Source organism: Streptomyces pseudoechinosporeus (assembly GCF_054783935.1).
On sequence record NZ_BAAGPS010000080.1, the window covers coordinates 154984 to 180643 of the forward strand.

General features: G+C 69.0%; 18 protein-coding genes and 1 pseudogene. 11 read left to right on the forward strand and 8 right to left on the reverse strand.

Going from position 1 to position 25660, the window contains the following annotated elements; genetic code table 11:
* Positions 1 to 185: 185 nt before the first annotated feature.
* Positions 186 to 1223, reverse strand: a complete 1038-nt coding sequence (locus ACYVO6_RS44330) for a LacI family DNA-binding transcriptional regulator (protein WP_461071788.1) — start codon at positions 1221 to 1223, stop codon at positions 186 to 188.
* Positions 1224 to 1583: 360 nt separating this feature from the next.
* Between ACYVO6_RS44330 and ACYVO6_RS44335 the strand changes: the two genes are divergently transcribed.
* From ACYVO6_RS44335 to gnd, 7 genes are all read left to right on the forward strand, one after another.
* The gene (locus ACYVO6_RS44335; protein ID WP_461071790.1) at positions 1584 to 2531 is read left to right on the forward strand and encodes a carbohydrate ABC transporter permease; all 948 of its coding nucleotides are present in this window, start codon (positions 1584 to 1586) and stop codon (positions 2529 to 2531) included.
* Positions 2528 to 3349: a carbohydrate ABC transporter permease gene (locus ACYVO6_RS44340; protein ID WP_461071792.1), complete on the forward strand. Its 822-nt coding sequence runs from the start codon at positions 2528 to 2530 to the stop codon at positions 3347 to 3349. Before ACYVO6_RS44335 ends, ACYVO6_RS44340 begins: the two co-directional genes overlap by 4 nt.
* Positions 3350 to 3404: 55 nt before the next feature.
* Positions 3405 to 4670, forward strand: a complete 1266-nt coding sequence (locus ACYVO6_RS44345) for an ABC transporter substrate-binding protein (protein WP_461071794.1) — start codon at positions 3405 to 3407, stop codon at positions 4668 to 4670.
* 72 nt (positions 4671 to 4742) lie between these two features.
* Positions 4743 to 7925 carry a family 78 glycoside hydrolase catalytic domain gene (locus tag ACYVO6_RS44350; RefSeq protein WP_461071796.1) on the forward strand — a complete coding sequence of 1061 codons (3183 nt, stop codon included), beginning with the start codon at positions 4743 to 4745 and terminating at the stop codon, positions 7923 to 7925.
* Between the two features lie 137 nt (positions 7926 to 8062).
* Positions 8063 to 11104, forward strand: coding sequence for a family 78 glycoside hydrolase catalytic domain (locus tag ACYVO6_RS44355; protein WP_461071798.1), 3042 nt, complete (start codon positions 8063 to 8065; stop codon positions 11102 to 11104).
* 24 nt (positions 11105 to 11128) lie between these two features.
* A complete protein-coding gene (locus ACYVO6_RS44360) occupies positions 11129 to 11494 on the forward strand; it encodes a (4Fe-4S)-binding protein (RefSeq protein WP_461071800.1) in 366 nt (121 codons plus the stop codon).
* A 131-nt stretch (positions 11495 to 11625) separates the two neighbouring features.
* Positions 11626 to 12522 carry a phosphogluconate dehydrogenase (NAD(+)-dependent, decarboxylating) gene (gnd, locus tag ACYVO6_RS44365; RefSeq protein ID WP_461071802.1) on the forward strand — a complete coding sequence of 299 codons (897 nt, stop codon included), beginning with the start codon at positions 11626 to 11628 and terminating at the stop codon, positions 12520 to 12522.
* A 1-nt stretch (position 12523) separates the two neighbouring features.
* Here gnd and ACYVO6_RS44370 read toward each other — a convergent pair.
* A pseudogene (locus ACYVO6_RS44370) lies at positions 12524 to 12850 on the reverse strand (MmyB family transcriptional regulator); the annotation flags it as partial.
* Here ACYVO6_RS44370 and ACYVO6_RS44375 point away from each other — a divergent pair.
* From ACYVO6_RS44375 to ACYVO6_RS44390, 4 genes are all read left to right on the forward strand, one after another.
* The gene (locus ACYVO6_RS44375) at positions 12814 to 12999 is read left to right on the forward strand and encodes a zinc-binding dehydrogenase (RefSeq protein ID WP_461071935.1); all 186 of its coding nucleotides are present in this window, start codon (positions 12814 to 12816) and stop codon (positions 12997 to 12999) included. The pseudogene ACYVO6_RS44370 and the gene ACYVO6_RS44375 sit on opposite strands and share 37 nt — an antisense overlap.
* Before the next feature lie 235 nt (positions 13000 to 13234).
* Positions 13235 to 14413 (forward strand): ABC transporter substrate-binding protein, encoded by a 1179-nt coding sequence (locus tag ACYVO6_RS44380; protein ID WP_461071804.1) that lies wholly within the window; start codon positions 13235 to 13237, stop codon positions 14411 to 14413.
* A gap of 107 nt (positions 14414 to 14520) precedes the next feature.
* Positions 14521 to 15738 (forward strand): sensor histidine kinase, encoded by a 1218-nt coding sequence (locus ACYVO6_RS44385; protein WP_461071806.1) that lies wholly within the window; start codon positions 14521 to 14523, stop codon positions 15736 to 15738.
* Complete coding sequence (locus ACYVO6_RS44390; RefSeq protein ID WP_352378311.1) at positions 15735 to 16400, forward strand: response regulator transcription factor; 666 nt, start codon at positions 15735 to 15737, stop codon at positions 16398 to 16400. The genes ACYVO6_RS44385 and ACYVO6_RS44390 overlap by 4 nt, the downstream gene beginning before the upstream one ends.
* Before the next feature lie 403 nt (positions 16401 to 16803).
* Here ACYVO6_RS44390 and ACYVO6_RS44395 read toward each other — a convergent pair whose 3' ends face one another.
* The 6 genes from ACYVO6_RS44395 to ACYVO6_RS44420 all read right to left on the reverse strand — a co-directional run bounded on the left by ACYVO6_RS44395 (position 16804) and on the right by ACYVO6_RS44420 (position 25462).
* A complete protein-coding gene (locus ACYVO6_RS44395; protein ID WP_461071808.1) occupies positions 16804 to 18861 on the reverse strand; it encodes an RICIN domain-containing protein in 2058 nt (685 codons plus the stop codon).
* Positions 18862 to 19014: 153 nt separating this feature from the next.
* Positions 19015 to 20058: a LacI family DNA-binding transcriptional regulator gene (locus ACYVO6_RS44400; protein WP_461071810.1), complete on the reverse strand. Its 1044-nt coding sequence runs from the start codon at positions 20056 to 20058 to the stop codon at positions 19015 to 19017.
* A 249-nt stretch (positions 20059 to 20307) separates the two neighbouring features.
* Complete coding sequence (locus ACYVO6_RS44405; protein ID WP_461071812.1) at positions 20308 to 21357, reverse strand: MBL fold metallo-hydrolase; 1050 nt, start codon at positions 21355 to 21357, stop codon at positions 20308 to 20310.
* A gap of 78 nt (positions 21358 to 21435) precedes the next feature.
* On the reverse strand, positions 21436 to 22788 hold the full coding sequence (locus ACYVO6_RS44410) for an MFS transporter (RefSeq protein WP_461071814.1): 1353 nt from the start codon (positions 22786 to 22788) through the stop codon (positions 21436 to 21438).
* Positions 22789 to 22857: 69 nt separating this feature from the next.
* The gene (locus ACYVO6_RS44415; RefSeq protein WP_461071816.1) at positions 22858 to 23643 is read right to left on the reverse strand and encodes a class II aldolase/adducin family protein; all 786 of its coding nucleotides are present in this window, start codon (positions 23641 to 23643) and stop codon (positions 22858 to 22860) included.
* A 196-nt stretch (positions 23644 to 23839) separates the two neighbouring features.
* Complete coding sequence (locus tag ACYVO6_RS44420; RefSeq protein WP_461071818.1) at positions 23840 to 25462, reverse strand: PucR family transcriptional regulator; 1623 nt, start codon at positions 25460 to 25462, stop codon at positions 23840 to 23842.
* Positions 25463 to 25660: the final 198 nt, after the last annotated feature.

Genomic DNA, 25660 nt, shown 5'->3' on the forward strand with positions numbered 1-25660 from the left:
TGGGATCGGTCTGCTCTGCACCGGCGTCCGGAAGGAGCAGCTGCCTGCTGACCCGGGCTTCGACGCGGGCGTGACCTTGGTCAACAGCAGCTCCGCCGCGGAGTCGGCGATGAGGCCTGCCGTAGGTGGAAACGGTGTTCAACCCAACGGTTGAACGCCGCCGCTGCCGGACTCCGGAATGGTTTCTATTCCGGGGGAGGAGCGGTGGTCCGGCGCGGCACCAGCGTGGGGGAGAGCTTGACCTGGACCGGCGCCTTGTGACGGTCGGCGATCCGTTCCAGGAGGAGGCGGGCGGCGTTCGCGCCGATCTCGTGGCCCGCCTGGTCGACGCTGGTGAGTGAAATCGGACCGAAGGAGGCGAACGTCGTGTTGTCGTAGCCGGCCACCGAGATGTCACCGGGAACGGACACTCCGGCTTCGGTGAGCGCCTCCAGCACACCCATCGCAACGATGTCCGCGCCTGCGAAGACAGCCGTGGGTGGGCGGGGGCGCGCGAGCAGTTCCTTGGCGCCCTCGTACCCGCCCTGCTGGGTGTACGTGGTGGAGACGATGTCGATCTCCTCCGCGAAGCCGAAGGACCGCATGGCCTGCCGGTATCCGTCGGCGCGCTGGGCGTTGGGCATCTCCGCGATGCGTGTCGGGTCGGTTTCGTGATGTTCGATGTGGGCGATCCGGCGGTGGCCGAGGTCGGCGAGGTGGCCGACGACCAAGGACGCGCCCGCCATGTCGTCGTCCGTCACGGTGTCGTACACCGGGGAATGCCCGTGGCGGCCGATGACGACGGTCGGTACGGCAGAGGCGACGTGCTCGAGATGGGCACGCGGTGACACGGGTGCGATCAGGACGATGCCGTCCATTCCCCGGTCGATCATGGCCTCGGTGACCCGCGCCTCCGCCGTCTCGCCATTGCAGCCCGGGCCCAGGAAGACCTGGTAGTCGGTGTCCGCGAGGCGGCCGGTGATCCCGTCGAGGATCTCGGGGAAGAACGGGTTGCGGATGTCGGGCAGCATCACGCCGATGGTGTACGTCTTCCCGCGCAGGCCCCTGGCCCCCGCGTGCGGCCGGTAGCCGAGCTCGTCGATCGACCGGCGCACCTTCGCGCGCATCTCGGGGCTGGCTCCGTAGGCGTTGCGCAGCACCTTGGAGACAGCGGTGGTGGACACCTGGGCGTGACGTGCCACGTCGACGATCGTGACGCGGCGAGGCGGTGCTGGCGGCTCCATCCCGGTGCCCTCCGGCGAAGTGGGGAACGTTGCCGCAGAGTGTACGGCGGAGCCGCAGCTCAGTAAGGCGCAGTCGTGAGCCGTGAGCCACATCCCAGCACGTCGTCGAGTGCCGTGGAACGCGTCGCCGCCGTAACAGTTGCGCAGCTTGCGCGGCATCTTGACGTCACGCGAGGCGCTCTCTAGGGTCTGGCAGCACCCTTTGGGAAACGTTACCCACTGGACCACACCCTGGACGCCCTTACTGGGTCTCGGACCACATCCCCAAGACGTTGAGCCGGCAGATGCCTCACGGTGTCCAGCCGACCGGAGCCCTGATCTCACAACCAGTTTGAAACGTTTCAAGGAGGAAGTCCGCTTGTGACCCTCGCCCCGAACGAGCAACTTCCGGACCACGACCACTTCCCGCACGCGGCGCCGGCAGCGCACGCCCGCCGACCGCGCACCACACCCCCCTGGTGGTTCGCGCTGCCCGCACTGCTGCTCTTCGTCTTCGTCGTCCTGATACCGAGTGCTCGTGGCGTGTACTACGCCTTCACCGACTGGGACGGCCTGGACCCCAACTTCTCCTTCGTCGGGCTGGGCAACTTCGCCGACATGTTCAGCGACGCCGACGCGGTGCAGGCCATCTGGCACACGCTGCTGATCGCCGTGTCGATCACGGTCCTCCAGAACGGGCTGGGCCTGTTGCTGGCCCTCGGGGTCAACACGGCCATCAAGTCCCGGAACGTGCTCAGGGTCTTCCTGTTCGCTCCGGCCGTGATCACCCCGATCGTCACCGCCTACCTCTGGCGCAACCTGCTCGGCCCCGACGGCGGGGTCAACAGCCTGCTGGGCGCGGTCGGCCTTGACGGCTCGCGGCAGGACTGGCTGGGCGATCCGCAGCTCGCGCTGTGGGCGGTGGTCGGAGTGATCGTCTGGCAGTACGCGGGCTACTCGATGGTCATCTTCCTGGCCGGGCTCCAGTCGGTACCCAAGGAGATCCATGAGGCGGCGGCCATCGACGGGGCAGGTCCCGTACGGCGCTTCTGGTCGGTGACCCGTCCGCTGCTGGCTCCGGCGTTCACCATCAACCTGATGCTGTCGATCATCGGCGGGATCAAACTCTTCGACCAGGTCTACGCGTTGACGGGCGGGGGACCGGGACACGCCACTGACACCATCTCCACGCTGATCTACAAGGACGCCTTCACGCTCGGCGAGTTCGGCTACAGCATCGCGCTCGCGGTGGTCCTCACGATCATCGTGGCGGTCGCCTCCACGGGTCAGTACCTGGTGCTGTCCCGCAACGAGAGGGCCGCGTCATGAACCGCTACCGCCCGCGCACCCTCGCGCTGGAACTGACGATGATCGCCGCCGCCCTCTTCGTGGGCTTCCCCGTGTACGTCCTGGTCAACCTCGCGGTGCGACCGGCGTCGGACACGTCCTCGCCCATCGAGCCGACCACCTCGCCGACCCTGGACAACTTCTCGCAGGCCTGGCAGCAGGGCGCGCTCGGCGGTGCGCTGGCCAACAGCGTGCTGGTGACGGTCTGCAGCGTGACCATCGTGCTGGCCGTTTCCTCGCTCGCCGCGTATCCGCTGGCCCGCGTCACGGCACGCTGGTCACGCGGCACGTACCTGCTGGTCCTCCTGGGCCTGGTACTGCCCTTCCAACTCGCCTCGCTGCCGCTCTACCAGACCATGCGGGACCTCGGTCTGCTCGGTACTCCTTGGGCCCTGGTCCTCTTCTACTCCGGCCTGCAGGTGCCCTTCACCGTCTTCCTCTACGTCGGCTTCCTGCGCGCCCTGCCCCGGGACTTCGAGGACGCGGCCCTGATCGACGGCTGCACACCCCTGCAGGGCTTCCGGTACGTGGTGCTGCCGATGCTCAAACCGGTCACGGTAACGGCCCTGGTACTCAACACGGTCGCTGTCTGGAACGACTTCTTCACCCCGCTGCTGTACCTGAGCGGCAGCGCCCAGCAGACCATGCCGGTCGCGATCGCCGGCTTCGTCGGCCAGTACGTCACCGACTGGAACCTCATCTTCGCCGCCCTGGTGATCAGCATCCTGCCCGTCCTGCTCGTCTACTTCGTGCTGCAGCGCAGCATCATCAACGGTTTCGCGGGAGGGCTGAAGGGATGACACGCGAGTCCCACCCGTCCACCACGGCCGTGGCCTCTTCTCCGAGGGAGACATCATGAAGACACGCATACCGACGGTCCTGTCGGCCGTTGTGACAGCCGCTGCCCTCCTTGCCGCCTGTAGCGGCGGCACCAAGGCGGGCGACTCCGGCGGCGGATCCAAGACCCTGACGCTCGCCTCGGTCGACCAGGGATCCGTCGAGGATGTCGTGAAAGCCTTCGAGAAGGCCAACCCCGGCGTCAAGGTCCGCTACACCACCAGCGGCGCCGACCAGTACCAGCAGCAGATCCGGACTCAGCTGTCCTCGGGCACGGCACCCGACGTGATGTCGGTCTGGCCGGGCAACGGAAACCCCGGCGCCACGTACGTCCTGGCCAAACCGGGCTACCTGCGTGACCTCTCGGACCAACCCTGGGCCGCCAAACTGCCGGACGCGATCAAGAGCGTCGCCCAGTACGAGGGGAAGACCTACAACGCCATCTTCGGGCAGAACGGCATCGGCGCCGTCTACAACCAACAAGCCCTGGAGAAGGCCGAACTCACGCCCCCGGACACCTGGAAGGATCTGCTGGCCTTCTGCCGGGCCGCGGCCGACAAGGGGACTCCCGCGTTCGCGCTGGGCAACCAGGACAACTGGGTGACCCAGCTCGTCCTGTACGCGCTGGTCGCCACGACCGTCTACGGCGACGACCGCGACTTCGACAAGAAGATGCAGACCGGCCAGGCCACCTTCGCCCAGTCGCAGTGGACCACCGCCCTGGACAAGTACCTGACGATGGAGAAGACCGGCTGCTTCCAGAAGAACCCGCTGGGCACCAACTACGAAGCCAGCCAAGGCCTCGCCGCCACCGGCAAGACACTCGGTATCATCCAGGGGAACTGGGTGATCGCTCTCCTCAAGCAGAAGAACCCGCAGGGCACGTTCACGTTCAAGGCGCTGCCGGCCGCTGACGACCCGTCCGCAACGATCGTTCCGGCTGCGGCGGGTGCGGGCTACGGAGTGAACGCCAAAGCGAAGAACGAGGACCTCGCGCTGAAGTTCGTGAACTTCGTGATGTCTCCCGAGGGCATGAACCTGTTCGTCAAGAAGCAGGGCGGTCTGCCCTCCCTGGCCGACACGGGCTATGCGGTGGACCCGTCGCTGGGCGAACTGTCCACGTTCATCAGGGCGGACCGCACGGTGCCGTTCATGGACCAGCTCTGGCCCAACGCCAAGGTGCAGCAGACCATGCTCAGCGGGCTCCAGGAGATCTTCAGTGACCAGTCCACGCCCGAAGAGCTCCTCAAGGAAATGGACGCCGATTACAAGGCCGGGAGCTGACCACAGGGCTGTCCGGCACGTGGGCGAACGTTCAGATTCCCGCAGGGGTCATCGAATCAACGGAGGTTTGGCATGTCCGGCATATCGGGCGGAGCGGTGAGCCGTAGGCAGGTGGTCGGCACCATGGCCGTCTCCGCGGGAGGGCTGGCGCTGCCCACCGTCCCCGGCCTCCCCACGCAGGAGGCCCACGCCGACGAGGACGGCGACAGACACGGGCCGAAGGTCACCGGTCTCGCCGTCGACGGCCGCGAGGACAACCCGCTCGGCGTAGACGACTCCGCCCCGCGACTGAGTTGGCGGGTGGTGGGCGCCGGCGCGGCATGGACCCAGGCCGCCTACCAGATCCGCTCGGCGCGCGCCGAGCGGGATCTCGACAGGGGCCGTCTGCTGTGGGACAGCGGCAAGGTCCGCTCCTCGGCCCAGACCGACGTCGCATGGCACGGTCCCGCACTGGCCTCGCGCGACCGGCTGGTCTGGCAGGTGCGGGTGTGGAGCACCGACGGTGACGCGACACCGTGGAGCCGACCCGCCTCATGGGAGATGGGGCTCCTCAAGCGCTCCGACTGGGGCAAGGCCCGGTGGATCGAACACCCGGGCCGCACCGTCGACCAGCCCCTGCCCGTGTTCGCCCGCGCCTTCCGGGTGAACGAGCGCCGGGGAAAGGTCGTCAGGGCGAGGCTGTACCTGTCCGGCATCGGACTGCACGTGGCCCGGCTCAACGACAAACCCGTCACCGACGAGGTGCTCGCTCCGGGCAACTCCAACTACCAGCTCTCCACCGAATACCGGGTCTACGACGTCACCCACCTCGTCCGCCCCGGCGACAACACCGTGGGCGTCGAACTGGGCCACGGCACGGCGTTGGTGACCCGGTCCGTCACGAATCCGACCACCGGCCGCACTGCCCCGTACAGCTGGTGGCAGAGCCAGTTCAAGGGCAGCGGCAACCTCGTCGCGCCCGCCGCCCGGGGCGCCACCACGATCAAGGTGAACAGCGTGGCCAACTACCACGTCGGCGGCACCGTCAACATCGACACCCGCGACGGCGGCGAGCGCCTGGAGTCACGCACCATCACCGCGATCGGCACCGCCGGCGCCGACGGCACCGGCATCACCTTCGAACCCGGCCTCGCCTCCGGGCACGAGAGCGGTGCCGCCGTCACCGGCTCCGGCAACTCCCTCGCGAGCACGGACCCGAGCGCGGGCGCCGCCGTCTCCCCACGTGTGATCGCCCGCCTGGAACTCACGAAGGCCGACGGGACGGTCCAGACCGTCGTCAGCGACCGCTCGTGGAAGACGGCTCTCGGCCCGACCGTCACAGCCAACTGGTACTCCGGCTCCGACTACGACGCCCGGCGCGAGCAGCCCGCCTGGACCGCCCCTGGCGCGGATCTCGGCGAGTCGGCGAGGCGGCGCGACGGCACGGCCGTGGGCTGGACCGACGCCGCAATCGCCCCGCCGCCCAACCTGACCACCGAACTGGTCTGGCGGGTGGCCGAGCCGCTCAAGGTCGTCGACAAACTGCGTCCGGTCAGCGTCACCCAGCCTCAACCCGGCGTGTGGGTCTTCGACTTCGGGCAGAACTTCGCCGGCTGGCCGCTGCTCGAACTCCACGGCCCGCTCCCGTCCGGCACCACCGTCAAGCTGTACCCCGCCGAGTCGCTGAACGCCGACGGCACCGTCAACCAGGCATCGATCATGGGCGGCGGCGCAGCGCGCGGCACCCACGTGTTCGCCGCCTACACGACGTACGGCGACAAGCGAGGCGAGCGGTGGCACCCGCAGTTCCACTACTTCGGCATGCAGTGGCTGCAGGTGACCGGCCTGCCCGAGGGCTACGTACCGACCCGGAACACGGTGACCGGCCTGCAGATCCACGCGGACGTGCCGGCCACCGGCACCGTGCGGACCTCCGACGACCGGATCAACCGCATTCACCGCATGGCCCGTTACTCGATCATGAGCAACACCATGTCCACCTTCACGGACTGCCCCGGCCGCGAAAAACTCGCCTACCCCGCCGACTACGTGCAGCCCTTCGGATCCCTCCACCGCACCTTCGGTTACGCGGCCTACCTGCGCACCATGCAGCGCCACCTGGTCGAGGGCCAGTCCCGGGCCGGCGACAACATCGGCAACGTGGCGCTCAAGGCCCCGGTCTACGACTGGGGCTACACCGGCCGGTTCGGCGACGAGATCAACTGGGGCAACGGCATCATCCTCGTGCCCTGGCTGCTGTACGAGACATACGGCGACACCCGGACAATGAGCCGCTACTACGTGCAGATGCAGGCCTTCCTGCACTACATCAGGACCAGGAAGGCCGGCACCGGCGCGGACACCCACATCGTGGACGCGGCCCTGGCCGACTGGATCGCCAGTGAGAACACCTCGGGCCGCATCACCGGAACCTGGGGCTACCACCAGATCGCCGACCGGATGGCCCGGATGGCAACGCTGATCGGGCGCGATGCCGACGCGTCCGAGTACCGCAACCTCGCGGCCAACATCAAGGACGCGTTCAACGACACCTTCTACAACGCGGCGCTCGGCCGGTACACCGCCGAGGGCGACCAGGGCGGTGCCGGGGCGACGCAGGCCGCGCAGGCGCTCGCGCTGGATGAGGGGCTCGTACCGGAGGGGGAACGTGGGAAGGTCCTCGACGCGCTGGTGGAACTGGTCCATGCCCACCGGCCGTTCGGGGGCGGGCCGCATCTCAGCGGCGGCACCCTCGGTCTCGCCCCGATCGTCAGAGCCCTGCACGAAGGCGGCCGCGACGACGTCCTGTGGGACGTCCTCCAGGAGGACACCCGCCCGAGCTACGGCTACTTCATGGCACCCACCACCGCCAATCCCGGCGGCCTGACGACCGTTCCCGAAGAGTGGGGCATGGGCAACTCCAAGAACCACATGATCCTGTTGCAGATCGAGGAGTGGTTTCACAGCGGCCTGGTGGGCATCCGCCAGGCGCGTGGCAAGGCCGGCTACCGCGAGCTGGTGATCGACCCTCGCCCGGTCGGCGGACTCACCCACGCCGAGGGCGGCTACCGCACGCCGTACGGCGTGGTGTCCGCGCAGTGGATCCGTAAGAACGGCAGGTTCCGGCTCGACGTAGAGCTCCCGCCGAACACCACGGCGGAGGTCCGGCTGCCCACGGGCGACCGTGCCACCCACGTCGTCGGCTCGGGGAAGCACACGTTCACCAGCCGCGATCCCTTGGTCGACTCCCAGGAAACCGAAAGGACGAAGGTGTGAGCCATGAAGCTCGCAGTGCAGACGGCGCCGACGACGATGTCAGCGAGGGGATTCCACCCCGCGGACACAGCCCGGCAGTGCCTCGTCGAACCGTGCTCGCCGCGACGGCCGGCGCCGTGTCGGTAGGGGCTGGTTTCATGGGAGGTGGAACGAGCGCGGCGGCGGAAGCGGCCCGCCGTGTGGAGGGCGGCACGGTGTGGGGGCTGACCGTGGAACACCGCACTGATCCCCTCGGTGTGGACGTGGGCCGGCCGCGCTTCGGGTGGCGTATGCGGTCCGCCGCCCGGGGGCGGTGCCAAGGGGCGTATCAGATCCTCGTCGCGAGCTCCCCGGACAAGCTGACCGCTGCCCATGCCGACGTCTGGAACAGCGGTCGTGTCGCCTCGCCCGACTCGGTGGCCGTCCGCTACGCGGGCAAGCCGCTGCACGCCTCGAGTCGCTATCACTGGACGGTCACCGTCTGGGACGCCGAAGGGCGTCCGGTCGGCAAGGCGTCCCCCGCCTTCTTCGAGACGGGCCTCATGAGCACCGACGGTGTCGGCGGCTGGGAGGGCGCGCAGTGGATCGGGGTGAAAGGGAAGACCCCCAACTCGGCCGGGGCACCGATGCTGCGGAAGGAAGCAGCCCTGAAGAACCGGCCCCAGGTCCGTGAGGCACGGCTGTACGTCTCGGCCCTCGGCGTGTACGAGGCATACGTCAACGGACACCACGTGACCGTTCCGCAGGACGGCGGCACCACGACCGAACTGCTGCCCCCGGGCTGGACCAACTACGACGCGCGCGTCAACTACCTGGCCTACGACGTCACGGACCTCATGACGCGGGAAGCGGACGTCACCCTCGCGGTCGTCCTCGGCAACGGCTGGTACAACGGCCGCATATCCGACGGCAGTACGTACTACTCCAAGGACGGCAACGCCCTCGCGGTCAAAGCCAAGCTGCTGATCCGGTACGCCGACGGCACCTCGCAGACGGTCATCACAGCGCCGGACGGCAGCTGGAAGGCCACGGACACCGGTCCCTACCGGGCCGACGACATCTACGACGGCCAGACCTACGACGCCCGCATGGAGCTGCCGGGCTGGACGGCGCACGGTTTCGACGACTCAGCGTGGTCGGACGTGGAACGCGTCGCCTTCGAGGACAAGTACCCGGACGTCCAACTCCTCGCCTACCCGGGCGAGACCGCACGCCTGATGTCGAAGTGGGACCGCCGACCGGAGTCGATCACCGTCGCCACCGGAGTGACCGGACAGGACGGTAGCCCGGGCGGCAGGGGGCGCATCGTCGTGGACCCCGACCGGACGGTGACCGATCCCGCCGAGGCGGCCTCTGCCTCCGTCACGATCGGCAGTGGCGAGACCGCCGTCTTCGACCTCGGCCAGAACATGGTCGGGGTGGCCCGCTACAGCCTGCGCGGCCCGGCCGGAGCCCGGGTCGGGTTCAGGTTCGGCGAGATGCTCAACGACGACAGTGCCGGCGCGGACGGCCCCGAGGGCTCCGTCTACCGGGCCAACCTCCGCAGCGCCAAGGCCACCAGCACGTACGTCCTCAAGGGCGACCGGCACGGCGAGACCCATCAGGACTCCCTGACCTTCTACGGCTTCCGCTACGTGTCTGTGACCGCGACGGAGACTGTCACGATCACCGAACTGACCGGCAAGGTCGCCACATCCGCGATCCGTGAGACCGGCACCGTCACCACCAACGACCCCGACATCAACAAGCTGGCGGAGAACATCCGTTGGGGCCAGCGCGGCAACTACCTCTGGGTGCCCACCGACTGCCCACAGCGCGACGAACGCCTCGGCTGGACGGGCGACACACAGGTCTTCGCCACGACCGGCCTCTACAACGCGGACGCTGGTGCCTTCCTCAGCCACTTCCAGGACACCGTCGTCGACTCCGCGGTCATCTACGGCGCGGACAAGGCGCAGTTCACCGGGGTCGCACCCGGCGGACGGTACAACTTCCCAGGAGGCGGCAGCGGTTGGGCGGACGCCGGTGTCATCGTGCCGTGGACCGTGTGGCAGATGACCGGTGACGCGACCGTCGTCAAGGACAACTGGCCCGCGATGACCGGCTACCTGGACTGGATCCGGCAGCAAACCGGCGACACCTACGCCGGACAGGGCTCCCTCACCGGCGACTGGCTGGCACCGCAGAAGACCAGCGCCCAGCTCATGAGCGACGTCTACTACGGCTATGTCGCCAAGCTGATGACGCAGATGGCCCACGCGATCGGCAAGACGGCGGAGGGAGACGCGTACGACCGCCTCTTTGGACGCATCAAGCAGGCATTCATCACCAAGTACCTGAGCACCGAGGGCGGCCGGGTCACGGTCAAGTCCAGCCTCGGCGACGCCTCCCCGATCGAACCGGGCGCCGACCCCAACGAGAAGACGGAGGACAACAGCCAGTCAGCACTGCTGTGGGTTCTCAAGCTCGGGTTCTACGAGACGCAGGCTCAACGCCGCACGCTCGTCGGGCTATTGGCCGACAACATCGGCAACGACGAGGCCTACAAGGCCGCCCACCCGGACAGCAGCCGGGTCAGGTACGCCGAGAGCACCCTGTCCGTCGGCTTCCTCGGCGTCAACGTCCTCGCCCCCGTCCTCACCGACGAGGGCCGCGCCGACCTGGCGTACAAGCTGCTGCACCAGGACGCGCTCCCGTCCTGGCTGTACTCGGTGAGGAACGGCGCCACCACCGTGTGGGAGCGCTGGAACTCCTATTCCGAGGACGCCGGTTTCGGCCCGGTCAGCATGAACTCCTTCAACCACTACGCCTACGGCGCGATCATGGAGTGGATGTACGCGTACATGGCGGGCATCGCCCGCGACCCGGACAGCCCCGGCTTCAAGCACTTCCTGCTGCAACCCCACATCGATCCCACCGGCAGGATCACGCGGGTGTCGGGCTCGTACGAGTCGCCGTACGGCGAGATCCGGAGCAAGTGGAAGGTGGAGGAGGGAGGCGGGGTCCTCGTGTACGAGGCGGTGGTGCCGGCGAACAGTGAGGCGACCCTGCGGCTTCCGGTCGCCTCCGCCGATGCCGTTCGTGAGGGACGCACGCCGTTGCCACGAGTGGAGGGGGTGCGCTTCGTCGGTCAGGCGGACGGGGTGGCCTCGTACCGGATCCCGTCCGGCCGGTACCACCTGACCGCCCGGCTGCACTGAGCGGCACACCGGTCTGCGGTACCAGTGCCGGTACCGCAGACCGGCCACTTCGGTGGGGGCACTGAATGCGTCCGTGGCCTGCCGGAGGTATTCGACACGGCCGCACGGCCGTGGATCAGGACCGACGGTGCCGCGACCGATCGCCTGGCCGAAGTGGTGCGGCGCTGCCTCTCGGGCGCGCTGCAGTACCAACTCGCGGACGGCGGGACGGAGATCCCGGAGCGACCCACGCAGGTCACGCGCGGCTCCACCGGCCAGCTGACCGTGCGCGGCGAGCTGCGCGTGGACACAGCGGAAGGTTCGCGCGCCGAGACCAGGGTCATTCTGTGCGGCTGCGGGCAGAGTCGGCTTCAGCCGTACTGCGATCACGCGGGGCCCTGCGGTCGGTGATTCCGCCGGGCTCGCCCCGTGCAAGTAACCGCCTCCCAGGGCTGGGAACAGAGGCTTGCTCTTCAGCTGTTAGTTGACTCATCAAGGTGTCCTTTGGTTGATCGACTACGAACAGCACAGGAGCAAGTGACATGACCGCTATGCGACTTGGCCTCATCGGTCTGGGCAAAATGGGTGGCAACATGCGCGAGCGGCTCCGCCGCGCGGGCCACACCGTCATCGGTTACGACCACAACCCCGAAGTCTCCGACGTCGGCAGCCTGGCCGAACTCGTCGGCAAGCTCGACGGCCCGCGCGTGGTGTGGGTGATGGTTCCCGCCGGGGAGGCGACACAGGAAGTCATCGACGAACTCGCGGAGTTGCTGTCGCCCGGTGACATCGTGGTCGACGGCGGGAACTCCCACTGGACGGACGACGAGAAGCGCGCCCTCGAACTCGCCGCGTGGGGCGTCGGCTTCGTCGACGCGGGTGTTTCGGGCGGCGTGTGGGGCCTGGAGAACGGTTACGCGCTCATGGTCGGCGGCAAGACCGCTGACATCGCCGTCGTCAAGCCCGTCTTCGACGCGCTGAAGCCCGACGGGCCGTACGGCTTTGTCCATGCGGGGGCGGTCGGAGCCGGGCACTTCTCGAAGATGGTCCACAACGGCATCGAGTACGCCATCATGCAGGCCTATGCCGAGGGCTGGGAGTTGCTGGAGAAGGTCGACGCGGTCACGGACGTACGCGAGGTCTTCCGTTCCTGGCAGGACGGCACCGTCATCCGCTCCTGGCTCCTGGACCTCGCCGTCAACGCCCTCGACGCCGACGAGCACCTGGACAAGTTGCGCGGCTACGTGGAGGACTCCGGTGAGGGCCGCTGGACCGTCGAAGCGGCCATCGACAACGCCGTGCCGCTGCCCACCATCAGCGCCTCCCTCTTCTCCCGGTTCGCGTCCCGCCAGGACGACTCCCCGCAGATGAAGATGATCGCGGCCCTGCGCAACCAGTTCGGCGGCCATGCCGTCACCGCTGCGGGCGAGGGGGAGTAGCTCACTCATCGCCCGCGCTGCTGCCGAGCCGTGAGGCGTGGGAGGCGCCGTGGCCGGGCGTGGCGTCGGGTGCGCTCCAACTGGCGAGGAGGGCGAGGGCCTGCGCGGAAGGAGAGCCGGGCTCGGCGGTGTAGAGGCACAGCGTCTGGTCCGGGTCGGCCGGGAAGGCGAGGAGCTCGTGGTGCAGGGTGAGCTCGCCGACGACCGGGTGGTGGAAGCGCTGCGTATTGTGGGCGCACCGGGCCACGCGGTGGCTGTCCCACCAGGTGTGGAATTCCGGCACCTTGATGTATGCCTCGCCGATCAGTTCGTTCAGCTGGGTGGCGTCCGGCTTGTAGGCGCAGGTCGGCCACGACGATCTCCGCTGGACAGTTGAGGCCGGTGATCGACAGCAGGTTCGCTCTCGAGGACTTCGAAGACGGCTACGCGCGCCTTGCCTCGCGGGAAGCGATCGGCTCCATCGTCGTCGAGTTCTGACAGCCCAGGTCCAGAAGGCCAACCGTCCTCGGCTTCGACGGGAACCCGCAGCCCGCCTCCGACGCCGTGCTCGACGAGTCCGCCGGCAGCCTTGGGGGCCGTTCTACGTTCAACCGTTCGGTTGAACGTAGAAGCAGCTTCCGGGCGACGCGCGCCGCCCTGGTGAGGCGGCAGGCTGGTGGCGCCGTGGTCTACGGCGGATTCCCGCAGGCCGAGAAAGGACCAACCCCCTCACATGTCCAACAACTTCAGCAGACGACGGATGCTAGCGGCGGGCGCAGGCGCCGTGTTGGGCGCGACGTCCGCAACATCGGTGTCCGCCGCACCCCTTGGCACACAGGCGTCGGCCGGGACCGCCTCAGACTCCGCGTCCGCCGCCGCGGCGCAAGGCGCCGCGGGCCGTGGCGAAGAGACCCGTTCGCTCGACGAGCTGTACCAGGACGCCATCGCCGAAGGCGGCAAGCTCGTGGTCTACGCGGGCGGGGACCTGGCCAACTCGGGGAGCGGCGCGGGCGCGAGGGAGGCCTTCCGCCGGCGGTTCCCGGAGATCGACCTCACGCTCATCGTGGACTACAGCAAGTACCACGACGTCCGCGTGGACAACCAGTTCGCCACCGACACCCTGGTCCCCGACCTCGTACAGCTGCAGACGTTGCACGACTTCACGCGCTGGAAGCGCGAGGGGCGGCTGCTGCGCTACAAGCCCGCCGGATTCAGCAAGCTCCACAAGCAGTTCAGGGACCCGGACGGTGCCTGGGTGGCCGGGATGGTCATCGCCTTCAGTTACCTGTACGACGTGGCGGCGGCCGGGGCGAACGCGCCGCAGACGCCGCTGGACCTGGTCGACCCGCGCTGGAAGGGGGCCATCGCCTCGTCCTACCCGCACGACGACGACGCGGTGCTCTACCTCTTCGCCCTCTACGTGGAGAAGTACGGCTGGGACTGGGTGGCCGACTTCGCCGCCCAGCAGCCGCAGTTCGCCCGCGGCTCCTTCTCGCCCGGCACCGCGGTCAACACCAAGCAGAAGATCATCGGCGTCGGGACGGGCGGCAGTCCGACCAGCACCAGCCCGACCCGTATGGGGATGGCCGATGGGCACCCGTTCATGGCGTGGGGACAGCGGCTCGCGATCTTCAAGCAGGCCGCTCATCCCACGGCGGCCAAGCTCTACCTGAACTGGCAGCTGTCCACCGAGCGCCAGACGTCCAGCGGCTGGTCGGTACGTACGGACATCGCCTCGCCCACGGGCCTGAAGCCGATCTGGGAGTACCCGAACGCCAACGTGGACGGATTCCCGCGGTTCATGGAGGACCGTGCCCGGGTCGAGCAGCTGAAGCAGACCTTCGCCCTGTACTTCGGCGAGGTCAAGGGCGACCCGACCCCGGGGTGGCCGGGACTCCACCCGGGCCGGTAACTGGCCTTCTGCGGCGGCGAGTTCCTCAACTTCTGTCACACCGGCAACGGTCTACACTGACGAACGCTCCCATCGTCAGACCCGCCTGCCGCTGAGGAACCGCCGCCGTGTCCCCTGCCGCCCCCGCCCCCCTAGCCACCCAGTGTCAGGGCTATCTGCTGCTGCTGCGGCTGCTTCCCCACGTTCTGCTCCTGACGGTCGTCGTCGGCACGCTCACGCGGCTCGTCCAGGTGTCGAGCGAGCTGTGCTGGTCCGTCGCACCGCCCGTCGTGCTCCTGGCAGCGGGCTACGGCGCAGGACTGGGCCTGTGGGAGCGGATGAGCACCCGGATCAGACCCGTCTGGCTGGGTCTGCTCCTCGGGCTGTGGGGCTGGCTCTCGTGGGTCCTCCCGGCCGGACTCGCCTTCGGTTACACATGGCTGGCCGTGCCGTTGGCGGTCCTGGCCCTGCGCATGTTCGGGGACCGGGCTGCCATCGCGGTGGTCGGGGTGATCACGGCATTGCTGGTCGTCTGCTTCGTACGGATCGCCGGGGGCCTCGATGTGGAACTGGTGGCACCTCCGGTCACGGCGATCTGGATCACGGTCGTCCTCTATCGCGGCCAGCAGCGGCTGGTGCACGAACTCGACCGGACCCGCGAGGAGTTGGCGCGGCAGCAGCGGGAGGCCGGACGACTCGCCGAACGGGCCCGCATCGCCCGGGACCTGCACGACACCCTCGCCCAGGAGCTCGCGGGCAACCGGATGCTCCTGCAGGCCGCCGAGCGGGACTGGGACCGCAGGCCGGAGGCCGCGCGGAAGCAGGTGCGTGCCGTGGCGGAGGCGCTCGGCGCAAGTCTCGCGGACACCCGCAGCATCATCCGCGATCTGACTCCGCCCGCGCTCGTGCAGGGCGATCTGGCAGCGGCGTTACGCGAGTTGTGCGCGCGCAAGGGCTCCGGCGACGGCATGCCGCGGGTCGCCTTCGGCACCCTGGGCGAGTTCCGCAGCGTGCCCCCGGACCGGGCCGCGGAGCTGCTGCGCGTGGCCCAGGGCCTGCTGGCCAACGCCTGCGAGCACGCCCGTGCGGCACATGTGTGGGTCACGCTCGACCGCCGGGACGCCGGCGCGGTCACGGTGGAGGTGTGGGACAACGGCGTGGGCTTCGACGCCGCGTCACCGGGCAGGGGCGCCTCTGTCGACGGGCGCGGATTCGGACTGGCCGCGGGCCGGGAGCGACTCGCCGCGTACGGCGGCACGTTGACCGTCGACAGCGCTCCCGGACGCGGCACCCGGATGCGGGCGACTCTCCCCGTGGAAACCCCCGTCCCCGCGAGCACGCGATGAGCGAGGCACCCCCCGCGACGGTCCGGGTCCTGATCGTGGACGACCACGCCGTCGTCCGCGCCGGACTGCTCGCCCTCCTCGAGGGCGAGCCCGGCTTCGCCGTCATCGGCGAGACCGGCGACGGGCAGGAGGCCGTGCACCTCGCTCAGCGGCTCCGCCCCGACGTGGTGCTCATGGACCTCCGGCTGGCCGACGGGCCGGGGGCCGGTGAAGGGGACGACGGCATCGAGGCGACCCGGCGGATCACCGCCTCGGTCCCGGGCGTACGGGTCGTCGTGCTCACGAGCTACCGGACCCAGGGCGACGTCGTGCGGGCGATGGAGGCCGGTGCCCGCGGCTACATTCTCAAGGCGGGCCCGCCCGAGGAACTGTTCCGAGCCGTGCGTGCCGCGGCCACCGGGAGGACGGTGCTCGCCCCCGAGGCCGCCGAGCGGCTCGCCGGCCACGTCTCCGAGCCGGAAGTGGCAGTGAGTGAGCGGGAGACCCAGGTGATACGGCTGCTCGCCCAAGGACACAGCAACCGGGACATCGCCGCTGTACTGTTCCTCAGCGAGGCGACGATCAAGACCCATCTCGTACGCATCTACCGGAAGCTCGGTACCGAGAACAGGGCGAGTACGGTCACCGAGGCCGTCCGTCGCGGCCTCATCGAACTGGGCTGAACCCTCCTTGCTCGAACCGCCGCTGGTGTTCGGTGAGTTGGCCGCCGATCGGTGCGTACGAGCGTCTGGGTGAACGTGGCTGAATTCCACCCTGATTCCACTCGCAAAAGTTGATGCATCAACTATAAGTCTCTCTCCTCTCTCCGAACGGGTCGTGGGCAGGCTGGATGAGGACGCGTCCTGACTCCAACCTGCTGGATGACCCGGTACGCCCGCTTGTCGAACTCCAGCGTCAGCTCAGCGTCTCCAGTGACACCACGTCGTACGGTGCCAGCTCGTCGAAGCGTCCGGCGAGGACCTTCTCGGCCCACACGTGGTGGCGGTGGCACAGGTGTGAAAGGGGTCGGGCGGTGCGGGTGACCGACCCGCACCGCCCTCCGTCCTGACTGTCATGTGTGGGTGGTCAGTTGATGCGGACGATCTTCCAGAGTTGGTCGTCGAGGCCGACGTCGTTCCACTGGACGACGGGTGCGCCGTCGGTCGTGGAGGACTGAGCGACGGCGGCGTTCAGGCCGCTGTTGGCGTTGACGAGTTCGTAGTAGCCGTCGCCGGCGTTGGTGAGGGTCCATTTCTGGGAGTCGGCGCTGGAGGGTGTGCTCTGGATGACGGCGGCGCCTGCGGTGGTGGATGAGTCGCGGATGTCCAGGTTGAGATTGCTGTTGACGTTCTTGATGCTCCAGGCTCCGCCGCCCGCGGACTGGAAGGTGAACAACTGGCAGACGCAGGCGGAGTTCTGCCACTGGTTGGCTGCTGTACCGGTGACGGTGGAGGCCTGGGGGATGTCGAGGTATTTGCCGCTGTTCTTGTTGACGAGGACGTACTGTCCGGTGCCCAGCGGCGGCAGGGCGGTCTGGGTGAGGTTCCAGCGCTGGCAAGCGCAGTCGGTGCTGCTCCACTGGACGGCCTGCGTGCCCACGGCCGTGGAGGCGTTCGGAATCTCCAGGTACTTGCCGGTGATGCGGTTCTTGAAGATGTAGCCGCCGGCGGGATGGGGGGCGACGGCCCATTCGTGGTCGAGGGTGCCGTTGTCGTCCCACTGCAGGATCCTGGCGCCGTCGGCGGTGGACTGGTTCTGTACGCCCAGGACCTTGCCACTGGCGACGTTGAGAATCTTGAAGTAGCCGGAGGGCTGCCGGGTGACGCGCCACTGCTGGTCGGTGGCGTTGGTGGTGGTCTGCTGGGTGGCGCTGGTGCCGTTGGTGGTGGAACCGCCGGCGATGGCGAGCTTCAGGTCGCTGTTCGCGTTGGACAGGGTGTAGGTGGCACCGTTGGAGATGCCGCCGCCCAGGTCGACGACGCTGTACGTGACCGGGTTGACGCCGGTGCTGCGCGCGCGTCCCCCGCTGAGCACCATCAGGCTGTGGCCGTCGGCCAGCGGGAGCATGCCCCGGCTGTACCCGCCGGCGACGTTGGAGCGCATGCGGGTCCAGGCGTTCGCGGCCCCGTTCTCCGTGTTGACGAACAGGTCGTCCTGGCTCTCGCCGCTGAGGACGAGGGTGCCGTTCGGGCCGCCGGTGGGCAGCCAGGTGATGAAGGGCGCTCCGCTGGGGATGACGCCGTCGGTCGACCGCAGTACCCGGCCGGTGACGGAGCCGAACCCTTCCGGGTCGGAGGAGATCTTGTAGTACACGGAGCACCCGCCCTCGGGGGCGTTGCAGTACTCGTAGCTCATCACGTAGTTGCCGTTGGGTAGTCGGGTCACCACCGGCATGCCCGGGCGGTCCGCGTAGGTGGGCATCGCCACGTCGTCCACGACCGGGCCCCAGTTGCGGATGTCCGTGGAGACCTGGTGGACGATCTTCTGGCCGTGGTCGGTGTCGCGCTGGTCGGAGTAGTAGACGATCAGTCTGTCGCCGGAGATCAGGAAGAACGGCTCCCAGACGGGGGTGTAGCCGTTGGTGGAATGCGCCGGGCCGCCGGTGGCGATGTTGGTGACGAAGTCCCAGCTCTGGCCGCGGTCGGTGCTGGCGTACAGGTCGATCTTGCTGCCTCCCCGGTCGGCCGGCACCGAGTCGCCCGCGGCGAGGATGGTTCCGGCGGGGAAGCCGCCCATGGCCCTGGGCAGTTCGAACAGTTCGGGCTGCCAGCGCATGCCCCAGCCGTTCTGTGTGTCGGCGACTTCGGAGATCTTCGTCCAGGAGGCGCCGTTGTCGGTGCTGCGGTAGATCGGGAAGACCGGAGTGCCGGAGGTGTACTGCTCGAAGGTGGCGAGCATCGTGCCGTTGGCGGAGCCGTTGTGCTGCAGACGTATCGCGCGCGGGTAGAACACCCCGGGCGAGGGCGCGTTCGACGGTGGTGTGTACATCGTCTGCGACGGACGGGAGATGGCGTCTGCCCTGCCTGCGGCGGGCAGGACGAGCGTCGCAGCCGCGACGGCCAGGGCGAGCAGGAGGAACAGGAGGGTGGAGGGGCGGGAACGCGGAGCGGCGCCGGGTCTGGCGCCTGTCTGCGCAGGGGACATGTGCGGCTCCCATGACGAGGGATGGGGGGATGCGTTTCGGTAACCGCCGCCCACTCGGGAGATCCGGGCGGAGGCGGCGGGGTCAATGGGCGCGCGTCCGTCGGGTACGGCAGGTCGACGACGTCGCGGTGAACACCGGATCGGAAGTACTGGCTAGCCCTGGTGGGGCGGCGGGGGCGCGGTCGAGCCACGGACGACGAGTTCGACCGGTGGGTCGCTCGCCGGCGGCAGGTCGGTGTCCGGCTCCTCGATGGCGTGCACGAGCCGCTTGATTCCTTCCCGTGCCGCGGCGTCGAAGGGCTGACGCACGGTGGTCAGGGCAGGAGCGACGTAGGCGAAGACGGGATTGCCGTCGAATCCGACCACACTGACGTCCTCCGGCACATGGCGACCGGCCTCCCGCAGGGCGTGGATGAGGCCGATGGCCATCTCGTCGCCCGCTGCGAACACGGCGGTCACGGAGGGGTCCGAGGCCAGCTCGCGGCCCGCTGCGTACCCGGAGGCGGGTGACCAGTCACCCTCGACGACAGGTGGTTCGGGTGCGCCCCGTGCCGCCAGTGCGGCCTGCCATCCTTCCAGGCGGTCCTTGGAGGCGTACCACCGCAGCGGTCCGGAGAGGTGATGGACGGTCACGTGTCCCAGGTCCAGCAGATGTTCGGTGGCAACCCGCGCCAGCTGGTGGGCGGCCACGCCCACGGTCAGCGTGCGAGCGGCGTTGAAGGCCGGCGGTGCCCCCAGGAAGAGGACCGGTACGTCGGCGTGGACGGAGACTTCTCCCTCCACGATGGGCTCGGAGACGACGACTCCGTCCACGCCCTGCTCGAGGAGTGACTCCACTGCGCCGGCGATCCCTTCCGGGTCGCCGTCCGGCGTGTTGACCACGCGCAGTGCGTACCCCGCGTCCCGCACGGCGTGCTCGATGCCCACAAGGAGCGAGGCGGTGCCGTATCCGGCCGTACCCAGAGCGACCACTCCGATGGAGCGGGTACGCCCGGAGGCCAGCGCACGGGCCGCGTGGTTCAGCCGGTAGCCCAGTTCGCCGGCGGCTGCGAGGACACGTTGGCGGGCGTCGTCGGAGACGTACGGCTCGTTGTTGAGGACCCGTGAGACCGTTTTGCGCGAGACTCCGGCCACACGGGCCACGTCCGCGCTGCGCGGCGCAGGCGAGTCCGTGTTCCGCCCCACCCCTGGTGTCATCACGTCTCCTCATGGCCGTATGTCTGCATCGAGCGAGGTCATCCGTATGACCGCGCGGTCATGTCTACGCAGTTGCAGGGCACACGTCAAGAGATGTCGCAGCACTTCTTCCCGCGAGCCGTCAGCGAACGCCGCCTCGGTCTCGGTTGGCCGGACTGCAGGCGGTCGTCGGCCGACGTGGCTGCGCGGCCGGTGTGACACACCGACCGCGCCCGCCGCTCCCCGGCGACTGCCTTGACCTCATGGCCGTCAGCAGCAGCCCGCCGTATGTGTGCTCGCGGCTGCCACCGTCGTCGACGCGGTGGTGGCGCCCTCCTGGTCCAGGGCGATGCGGCCCCGGAGCATGTTCTCCATGACCTTCATGTAGCGCTGTGCCCCGGAGGTGCCGATGACGAAGGGGTTGTCGGGACCGTCGGGCGCGGCGCGCAGTTCTTCCATGCGCTCCAGGCCGTGGTCGGCGAATGCGTGGTTGCTCAGTTCGACGTCGACCCCGGCCCGCCGCATCCGGGAGGCGAAGGTGAGGATGGAGGAGAGGTAGGTCTCCTTGCTCGCGGTGGCTGTGGGCGGGTTGGTCCCGCCCCAGGTCATCGCGGTGTGCGTGCGGCCCTGCCAGCGGGCCGGGAAGAACGGCGAGACGCTGCCGGGGGTGTGGCCCGGGGTGTGGTGGAGCGTGACCGTGGTGTCTCCCAGGGTCAGCTTCTGGCCGTCGGCGATGTCCAGGTCGCGGATGGGTGCGTTGGCCGGGGCGGTGGAGGCGAGGAGGTCCCAGTCGGCCGGGGCCATCATGACCCGCGTGCCGTACTGGTCGGCCAGGTACTGGGCGCCGCCGAAGTGGTCGCCGTGGGCGTGGGTGACCACGACGTACTTGATCGTCGACGGGTCGGCTCCCAGCTCGCGCAACCCCGGGACGAGGATCTGCTCGGCCTCGTCCGGATTGTTCAGGGCGTCGATGAGGATGATCCCGCGTGAGGTGAGGATCGCCGTGGCGGACACAAAACCGACGCTCACCACCCCCACGTTGTCGAAGATCCGCAGCGGCGCAGGAGCGGCGGGTCGCGGAGGGGTGTAGCCGGAGGTGAGCGCGTTGACGATGCTCTTGAAGACCGGGTTGTCACCTGCCAGTTCGGCAGCCCGGTCGAAGTAGTCCTGCGCGGTGTCACCCGGGGCCGCCGGGGCCCCGTCGGCGCTGTCCGCGAGCACCGCCGCCGCGCCGGCCGTGACCGCTGTGGCGGCGCCGAGCTGCCAGAAGCGGCGGCGAGTGAGCGCCGGGCGGGTTGCGTCGGTGTGCGGCTCGTTCATCGGATGGCTCCTTGATGTGAGGGGATGGGTGGGACGGGGGGAGCGGGAGGCTTTGTGGGGGGAGGGCTTCTTCGCCGTTCAGTGGTTCTTCAGGGTGGTCAGTGCCGCCTGCTCGTCCTTCTCGTCGGCCCCGGCATCGCTGAGCGGCACACCCAGGTGTTTCTTCAGGACGAAGGTGACGGCCAGTCCGACCGCCGTGACCCCCGCGAGGTAGACGCCGACGGAGTACACGGTGCCGGTGCTCGACTGCAGGGCTTCGGCGATCATGGGGGCGAAGGCACCGCCGAGGACGGCTCCGATGGCGTACGACAGTGCCGCACCGCTGTACCGGACGGCAGCGGGGTACAGCTCCGCGAACAGGGCGGCCTGCGGCCCGTAGGTGAGTCCGAGGCCGACGCTGTAGAGGACGAGCGCCACGACGACGAGTCCGATGTTCGCCGTGTTGAGCAGCGCGAAGAACGGGAACATCCAGGCGAGTTGGATGACGAAGCCGATCCGGTAGACGCGCAGGCGGCCGAACCGGTCGGACAGTATGCCGCCGGCCATGGTGCTGACCAGCCAGCCGACGGCAGCGACCATCACGCCGATCAGGATCGTCGTCGGGTCCATGTCGAGATGGTTCACCGAATAGCTCTGGACGTAGCCGCCCGTGGTCATATAGCCGACGGCGTTGTTGGCGGCGAACAGCAGGGCACCGGCCACGACGAGCGGCCAGTGCTCCTTGAACAGCACGGCGAGCGGGGCGCGCGACCGGCTCCCGGACTCCTTCAACTCCCGGTATACGGGGCTCTCCTCCACCTTGCGCCGGATGACGAACCCGGCCGCGACGAGGACGACACTCGCCAGGAACGGGATGCGCCAGCCCCAGGCGAGGAACTGGTCGTCCGTGGTGAGGGCGGTGACGGCGGCCAGGGCGCCGTTGGCCAGCAGCAGGCCCAGCGGGGCTCCGAGCTGGGGATAGGCCCCGAACCTTCCGCGCTGCGCCGCGGGCGCGTGTTCCACGGAGATCAGCGCGGCGCCGCCCCACTCGCCGCCTGCGGACAACCCCTGGAGGATGCGCAGGAGTACGAGGATGACCGGGGCGCTCGTACCGATGGAACTGGACGACGGTACGAGACCGATGAGGGTGGTCGCGACGCCCATGAGCAGCAGCGTGGCGATGAGCATGGCGCGGCGGCCGATGCGGTCACCGAGGTGGCCGGCGAGCGCGGCCCCGACCGGCCGGAAGAAGAAGCTGATGCCGATGGTCGCGAAGGAGATGATCAGTGAGTTCTCGCCGAGCCCGTCGAAGAACAGGCTGTTGAAGACCAGTCCGGTGCACAGGGCGTAGATGAAGAAGTCGTACCACTCGATGGTGGTGCCCGCCATGGCGGCGAGCGCGACGGTGCGGTGCTGACTCTGGCTGCCGGATGTCTGAGCGGATGGGGACATGGGGAGTCCGATCGTCGTCGGGGCGTCGTTGGCCCGGGGAGGGGACGGGGGTGCGGACGTGTGGCGGTGTCAGACGGCGTAGTCGGGGGCGATGCGGTCGATCCTGCGGCGCAGCGCGTCGAACAGAGTCCTGCCCGACTCGGTTCGGTCGCCCATCTGGAAGGACTCCTTGGTCGAGCGCACCGCCGCCTCCAGGGTCACGGGGGTCAGCGACTGTCCCGACGACTGGGCGGCGAGCTGGATCTCGCAGGCCCGTTGCAGGGTCCACAGGGAGGCGAACGCGGCGGGCAGGGTCGGCCCCAGCGCCAGCAGGCCGTGGTTGCGCAGGATCATCAGGTCGTGGTTGCCGAGGTTGGCCACCAGCCGTGGCTTCTCTTCGGGGTCGACGGTGATGCCCTCGAAGTCGTGGTAGGCGACCATGTCGTGCAGTTGGGCGGCGTAGAAGTTGTCAGGGTCCAGTCCGTCGCGCAGGCAGGCGACTCCGGTGCCGGCGGTGGTGTGGGTGTGCATGATGCAGTGCGCGTCGGGCCGGTTGGCGTGGATCACCGAGTGGATCAGCAGCCCTGCTTCGTTGACCGGCCAGTCCGAGTCTGACAGGACGTTGCCGTCGAGATCGATCTTCACCAGGTTCGAGGCGGTCACCTCGTTGTACATCAGGCCGAACGGGTTGATCAGGAGGTGCCCGTCCTCGCCGGGCACGCGCACGGTGATGTGGTTGAAGATCATCTCGACCCAGCCGAGGTGGTCGAAGATCCGGTAGCACGCGGCCAGTTCGAGCCGCGCTCGCCACTCCGCATCGCTCATGCGCGCCGGTTTCGCCGTGCTCGTCGGGGTGTCCAGAACGGTCACTGCCATGCTCCTTGGTCGCTCCATGGGCATCGCCGGTACGCGGCGGGCGGCGCCCTTCGGTGTCCAGGAGCATGGGTGCCCGACCGCCGGGGAACCAATGTCGAGGTCGCCATCGAAAGCCGCCGTACGGTGTCCGATTTGACATAACGGCTGGGCAGTTGACGGGTGCGGGTGCCCGAGTGAGAGGAAGGACACCCGTACGTCACTCTGCCGTCGGCGGCTGTGACAGGCCCGCGAGAGCGGTCAGTTCCAACGTCAGCAGCAGGCGCCGCGTCGGATCGGTGAGCGTCACGCCGAAGAGCTGCTCGGCCCGGCGCAGCCGTAGCCGCAGCGTGTTCTGGTGGATGTGCAACTCGCCGCTGGCGGCGGCGACATCGCCGAAGTGCCGCAGATACGTGAGGAGGGTGGCCGCGTAGTCGGTGGCGTGCTCGGCGTCGTGGGACCGCAGGCGCTCCGCGAGGCCGGTACGCAGTTCGGGATCGTCGCGTACGGCCCCGACGAGCCGCCGCAGCACCAGCTCCGGCCGCAGGTCCTCGGTGCGGTACGCGCCCGGGTCCGCGCGCTGCTCCCCGAGGTGATCGAGCGCGGCGTCGATGTCGCGGCGGGCGGAGAGGAGAGCGGGAAGCGTCCCGACGGTGGGGGAGTGGACCGCGGTGAACGACCGGTGCAGGCTGTGCCCGGCCCGGTCCAGGAGGTGGTCCAGCAGGACACCGGTGGACACGGAGCCGGAGCCGGCGGCCGGCAGCAGCACGTAGACGCGGTTTCCGAGCAGGGCCGCCGCCGGCTCGTAGCCGAGGGAGCGGCCGTCGAGGACGGCCAGGTCCAGCATCCGCATCGCAGCGGCTCGGTGCCGGGCCGCGAGGCCGGCCTCCCACGACTCCTCGCTGACCGTCTCCGGTACGGTCTCGGCCAGCCCGACCAGTACGGCGGGAAGGCGGACGCCGCCGTGCGGGTCGCCCTGTTCCGGCTGCCCCTCCAGCGTGGAACGCAGGGCGCGGTCACGCCTCTCCTGCTCCGCGTCGACCTGGCGGCGCAGCGCCAGCATGTGCAGCGCCGCGACCCGGGCGGCCTCCTGCAGAGTGGGCCCGCAGTCGGTGGCCGCGGCCTCGTCGGAGAACGCGACCCACAGGGAGCCGAGTACGTCCTCGCCCGCCCGGATGACCACGGCCATGCGCGGCAGATCCCCGGGCCGGTGCTGGCGTACGACGTCGTCGCTCACCCACACCGCCCGGTCCAGGTGATCGGCGAGCGCGTCCTCGGGTACCCGCCTGCCCAGGATCCCGCGCTGCCGGGTCTCGTCGATGGGCTGGTCGGGCAGGTTCGAGTAGGCGACCACGATCTGCTGCGTATCCATGATCGCGACAGCCCCACCGACGATTCCGGCGACCGCGTTGGCCAAGGAGAACAGGTCGCCGCCCGTCGTCCCACCACCGGATTCGGTACGCGCCGCGCGCGCGGCCAGGATGGTCGTGACCAGGCGCTGGACGCGCGTCCACGGCACCTGCGGCTCGACGGCCAGTACTGGAACGCCCATCTCCCGGACGTGCGCCGCCACGTCCGGGGGTGCGGGAGCGGCGCACTTGACGGCGAGTGCGCAGGAGCTGTCCGCCGCCGTCCGAAGGGCCGCGGTCAGTGCCGTACGGTCCCCGATGTCCAGTCCGACACCGAGCAGCAGATGTCCGGGTGCGGTGGTCCCGAGCGCCTCTGGGCAGTCCAGCAACTCGACACCGATGACCGGCTGATCGCCCGCACCACCTTCGGACAGCACGCTGATGACGCCGCCTTGCAGGGCTTCGACGAGCTGATCGAGGCGTATCGCGGTCATGCCGACCCTCCTGTTCAGGCGTTCAAGGGGTGTCGGAATCTATATCACTGAGCCTTCGTGAGTGTAGGTGCCGACATTGTTGCGGGCTGCGGCACGGCGCATGCTCGCTGCGAACGGCCGCCATCGGCCGACGGATCGACCACCACTCGAGATGGAGGTGCGACGGTGTCGCCGCAACCGCCTGCCATGGCGCATCGG

Bases quoted from the DNA above. Each gene is read 5' to 3' on its own strand.
- ACYVO6_RS44355 (WP_461071798.1), top strand. From the start codon at position 8,063: ATGGGAGGTGGAACGAGCGCGGCGGCGGAAGCGGCCCGCCGTGTGGAG.
- ACYVO6_RS44405 (WP_461071812.1), bottom strand. From the start codon at position 21,357: ATGAACGAGCCGCACACCGACGCAACCCGCCCGGCGCTCACTCGCCGC.
- ACYVO6_RS44340 (WP_461071792.1), top strand. From the start codon at position 2,528: ATGAACCGCTACCGCCCGCGCACCCTCGCGCTGGAACTGACGATGATC.
- ACYVO6_RS44415 (WP_461071816.1), bottom strand. From the start codon at position 23,643: ATGGCAGTGACCGTTCTGGACACCCCGACGAGCACGGCGAAACCGGCG.
- ACYVO6_RS44350 (WP_461071796.1), top strand. From the start codon at position 4,743: ATGTCCGGCATATCGGGCGGAGCGGTGAGCCGTAGGCAGGTGGTCGGC.
- ACYVO6_RS44345 (WP_461071794.1), top strand. From the start codon at position 3,405: ATGAAGACACGCATACCGACGGTCCTGTCGGCCGTTGTGACAGCCGCT.
- ACYVO6_RS44410 (WP_461071814.1), bottom strand. From the start codon at position 22,788: ATGTCCCCATCCGCTCAGACATCCGGCAGCCAGAGTCAGCACCGCACC.
- ACYVO6_RS44390 (WP_352378311.1), top strand. From the start codon at position 15,735: ATGAGCGAGGCACCCCCCGCGACGGTCCGGGTCCTGATCGTGGACGAC.
- ACYVO6_RS44330 (WP_461071788.1), bottom strand. From the start codon at position 1,223: ATGGAGCCGCCAGCACCGCCTCGCCGCGTCACGATCGTCGACGTGGCA.
- gnd (WP_461071802.1), top strand. From the start codon at position 11,626: ATGACCGCTATGCGACTTGGCCTCATCGGTCTGGGCAAAATGGGTGGC.
- ACYVO6_RS44375 (WP_461071935.1), top strand. From the start codon at position 12,814: ATGCCTCGCCGATCAGTTCGTTCAGCTGGGTGGCGTCCGGCTTGTAGG.
- ACYVO6_RS44420 (WP_461071818.1), bottom strand. From the start codon at position 25,462: ATGACCGCGATACGCCTCGATCAGCTCGTCGAAGCCCTGCAAGGCGGC.
- ACYVO6_RS44380 (WP_461071804.1), top strand. From the start codon at position 13,235: ATGTCCAACAACTTCAGCAGACGACGGATGCTAGCGGCGGGCGCAGGC.
- ACYVO6_RS44400 (WP_461071810.1), bottom strand. From the start codon at position 20,058: ATGACACCAGGGGTGGGGCGGAACACGGACTCGCCTGCGCCGCGCAGC.
- ACYVO6_RS44395 (WP_461071808.1), bottom strand. From the start codon at position 18,861: ATGTCCCCTGCGCAGACAGGCGCCAGACCCGGCGCCGCTCCGCGTTCC.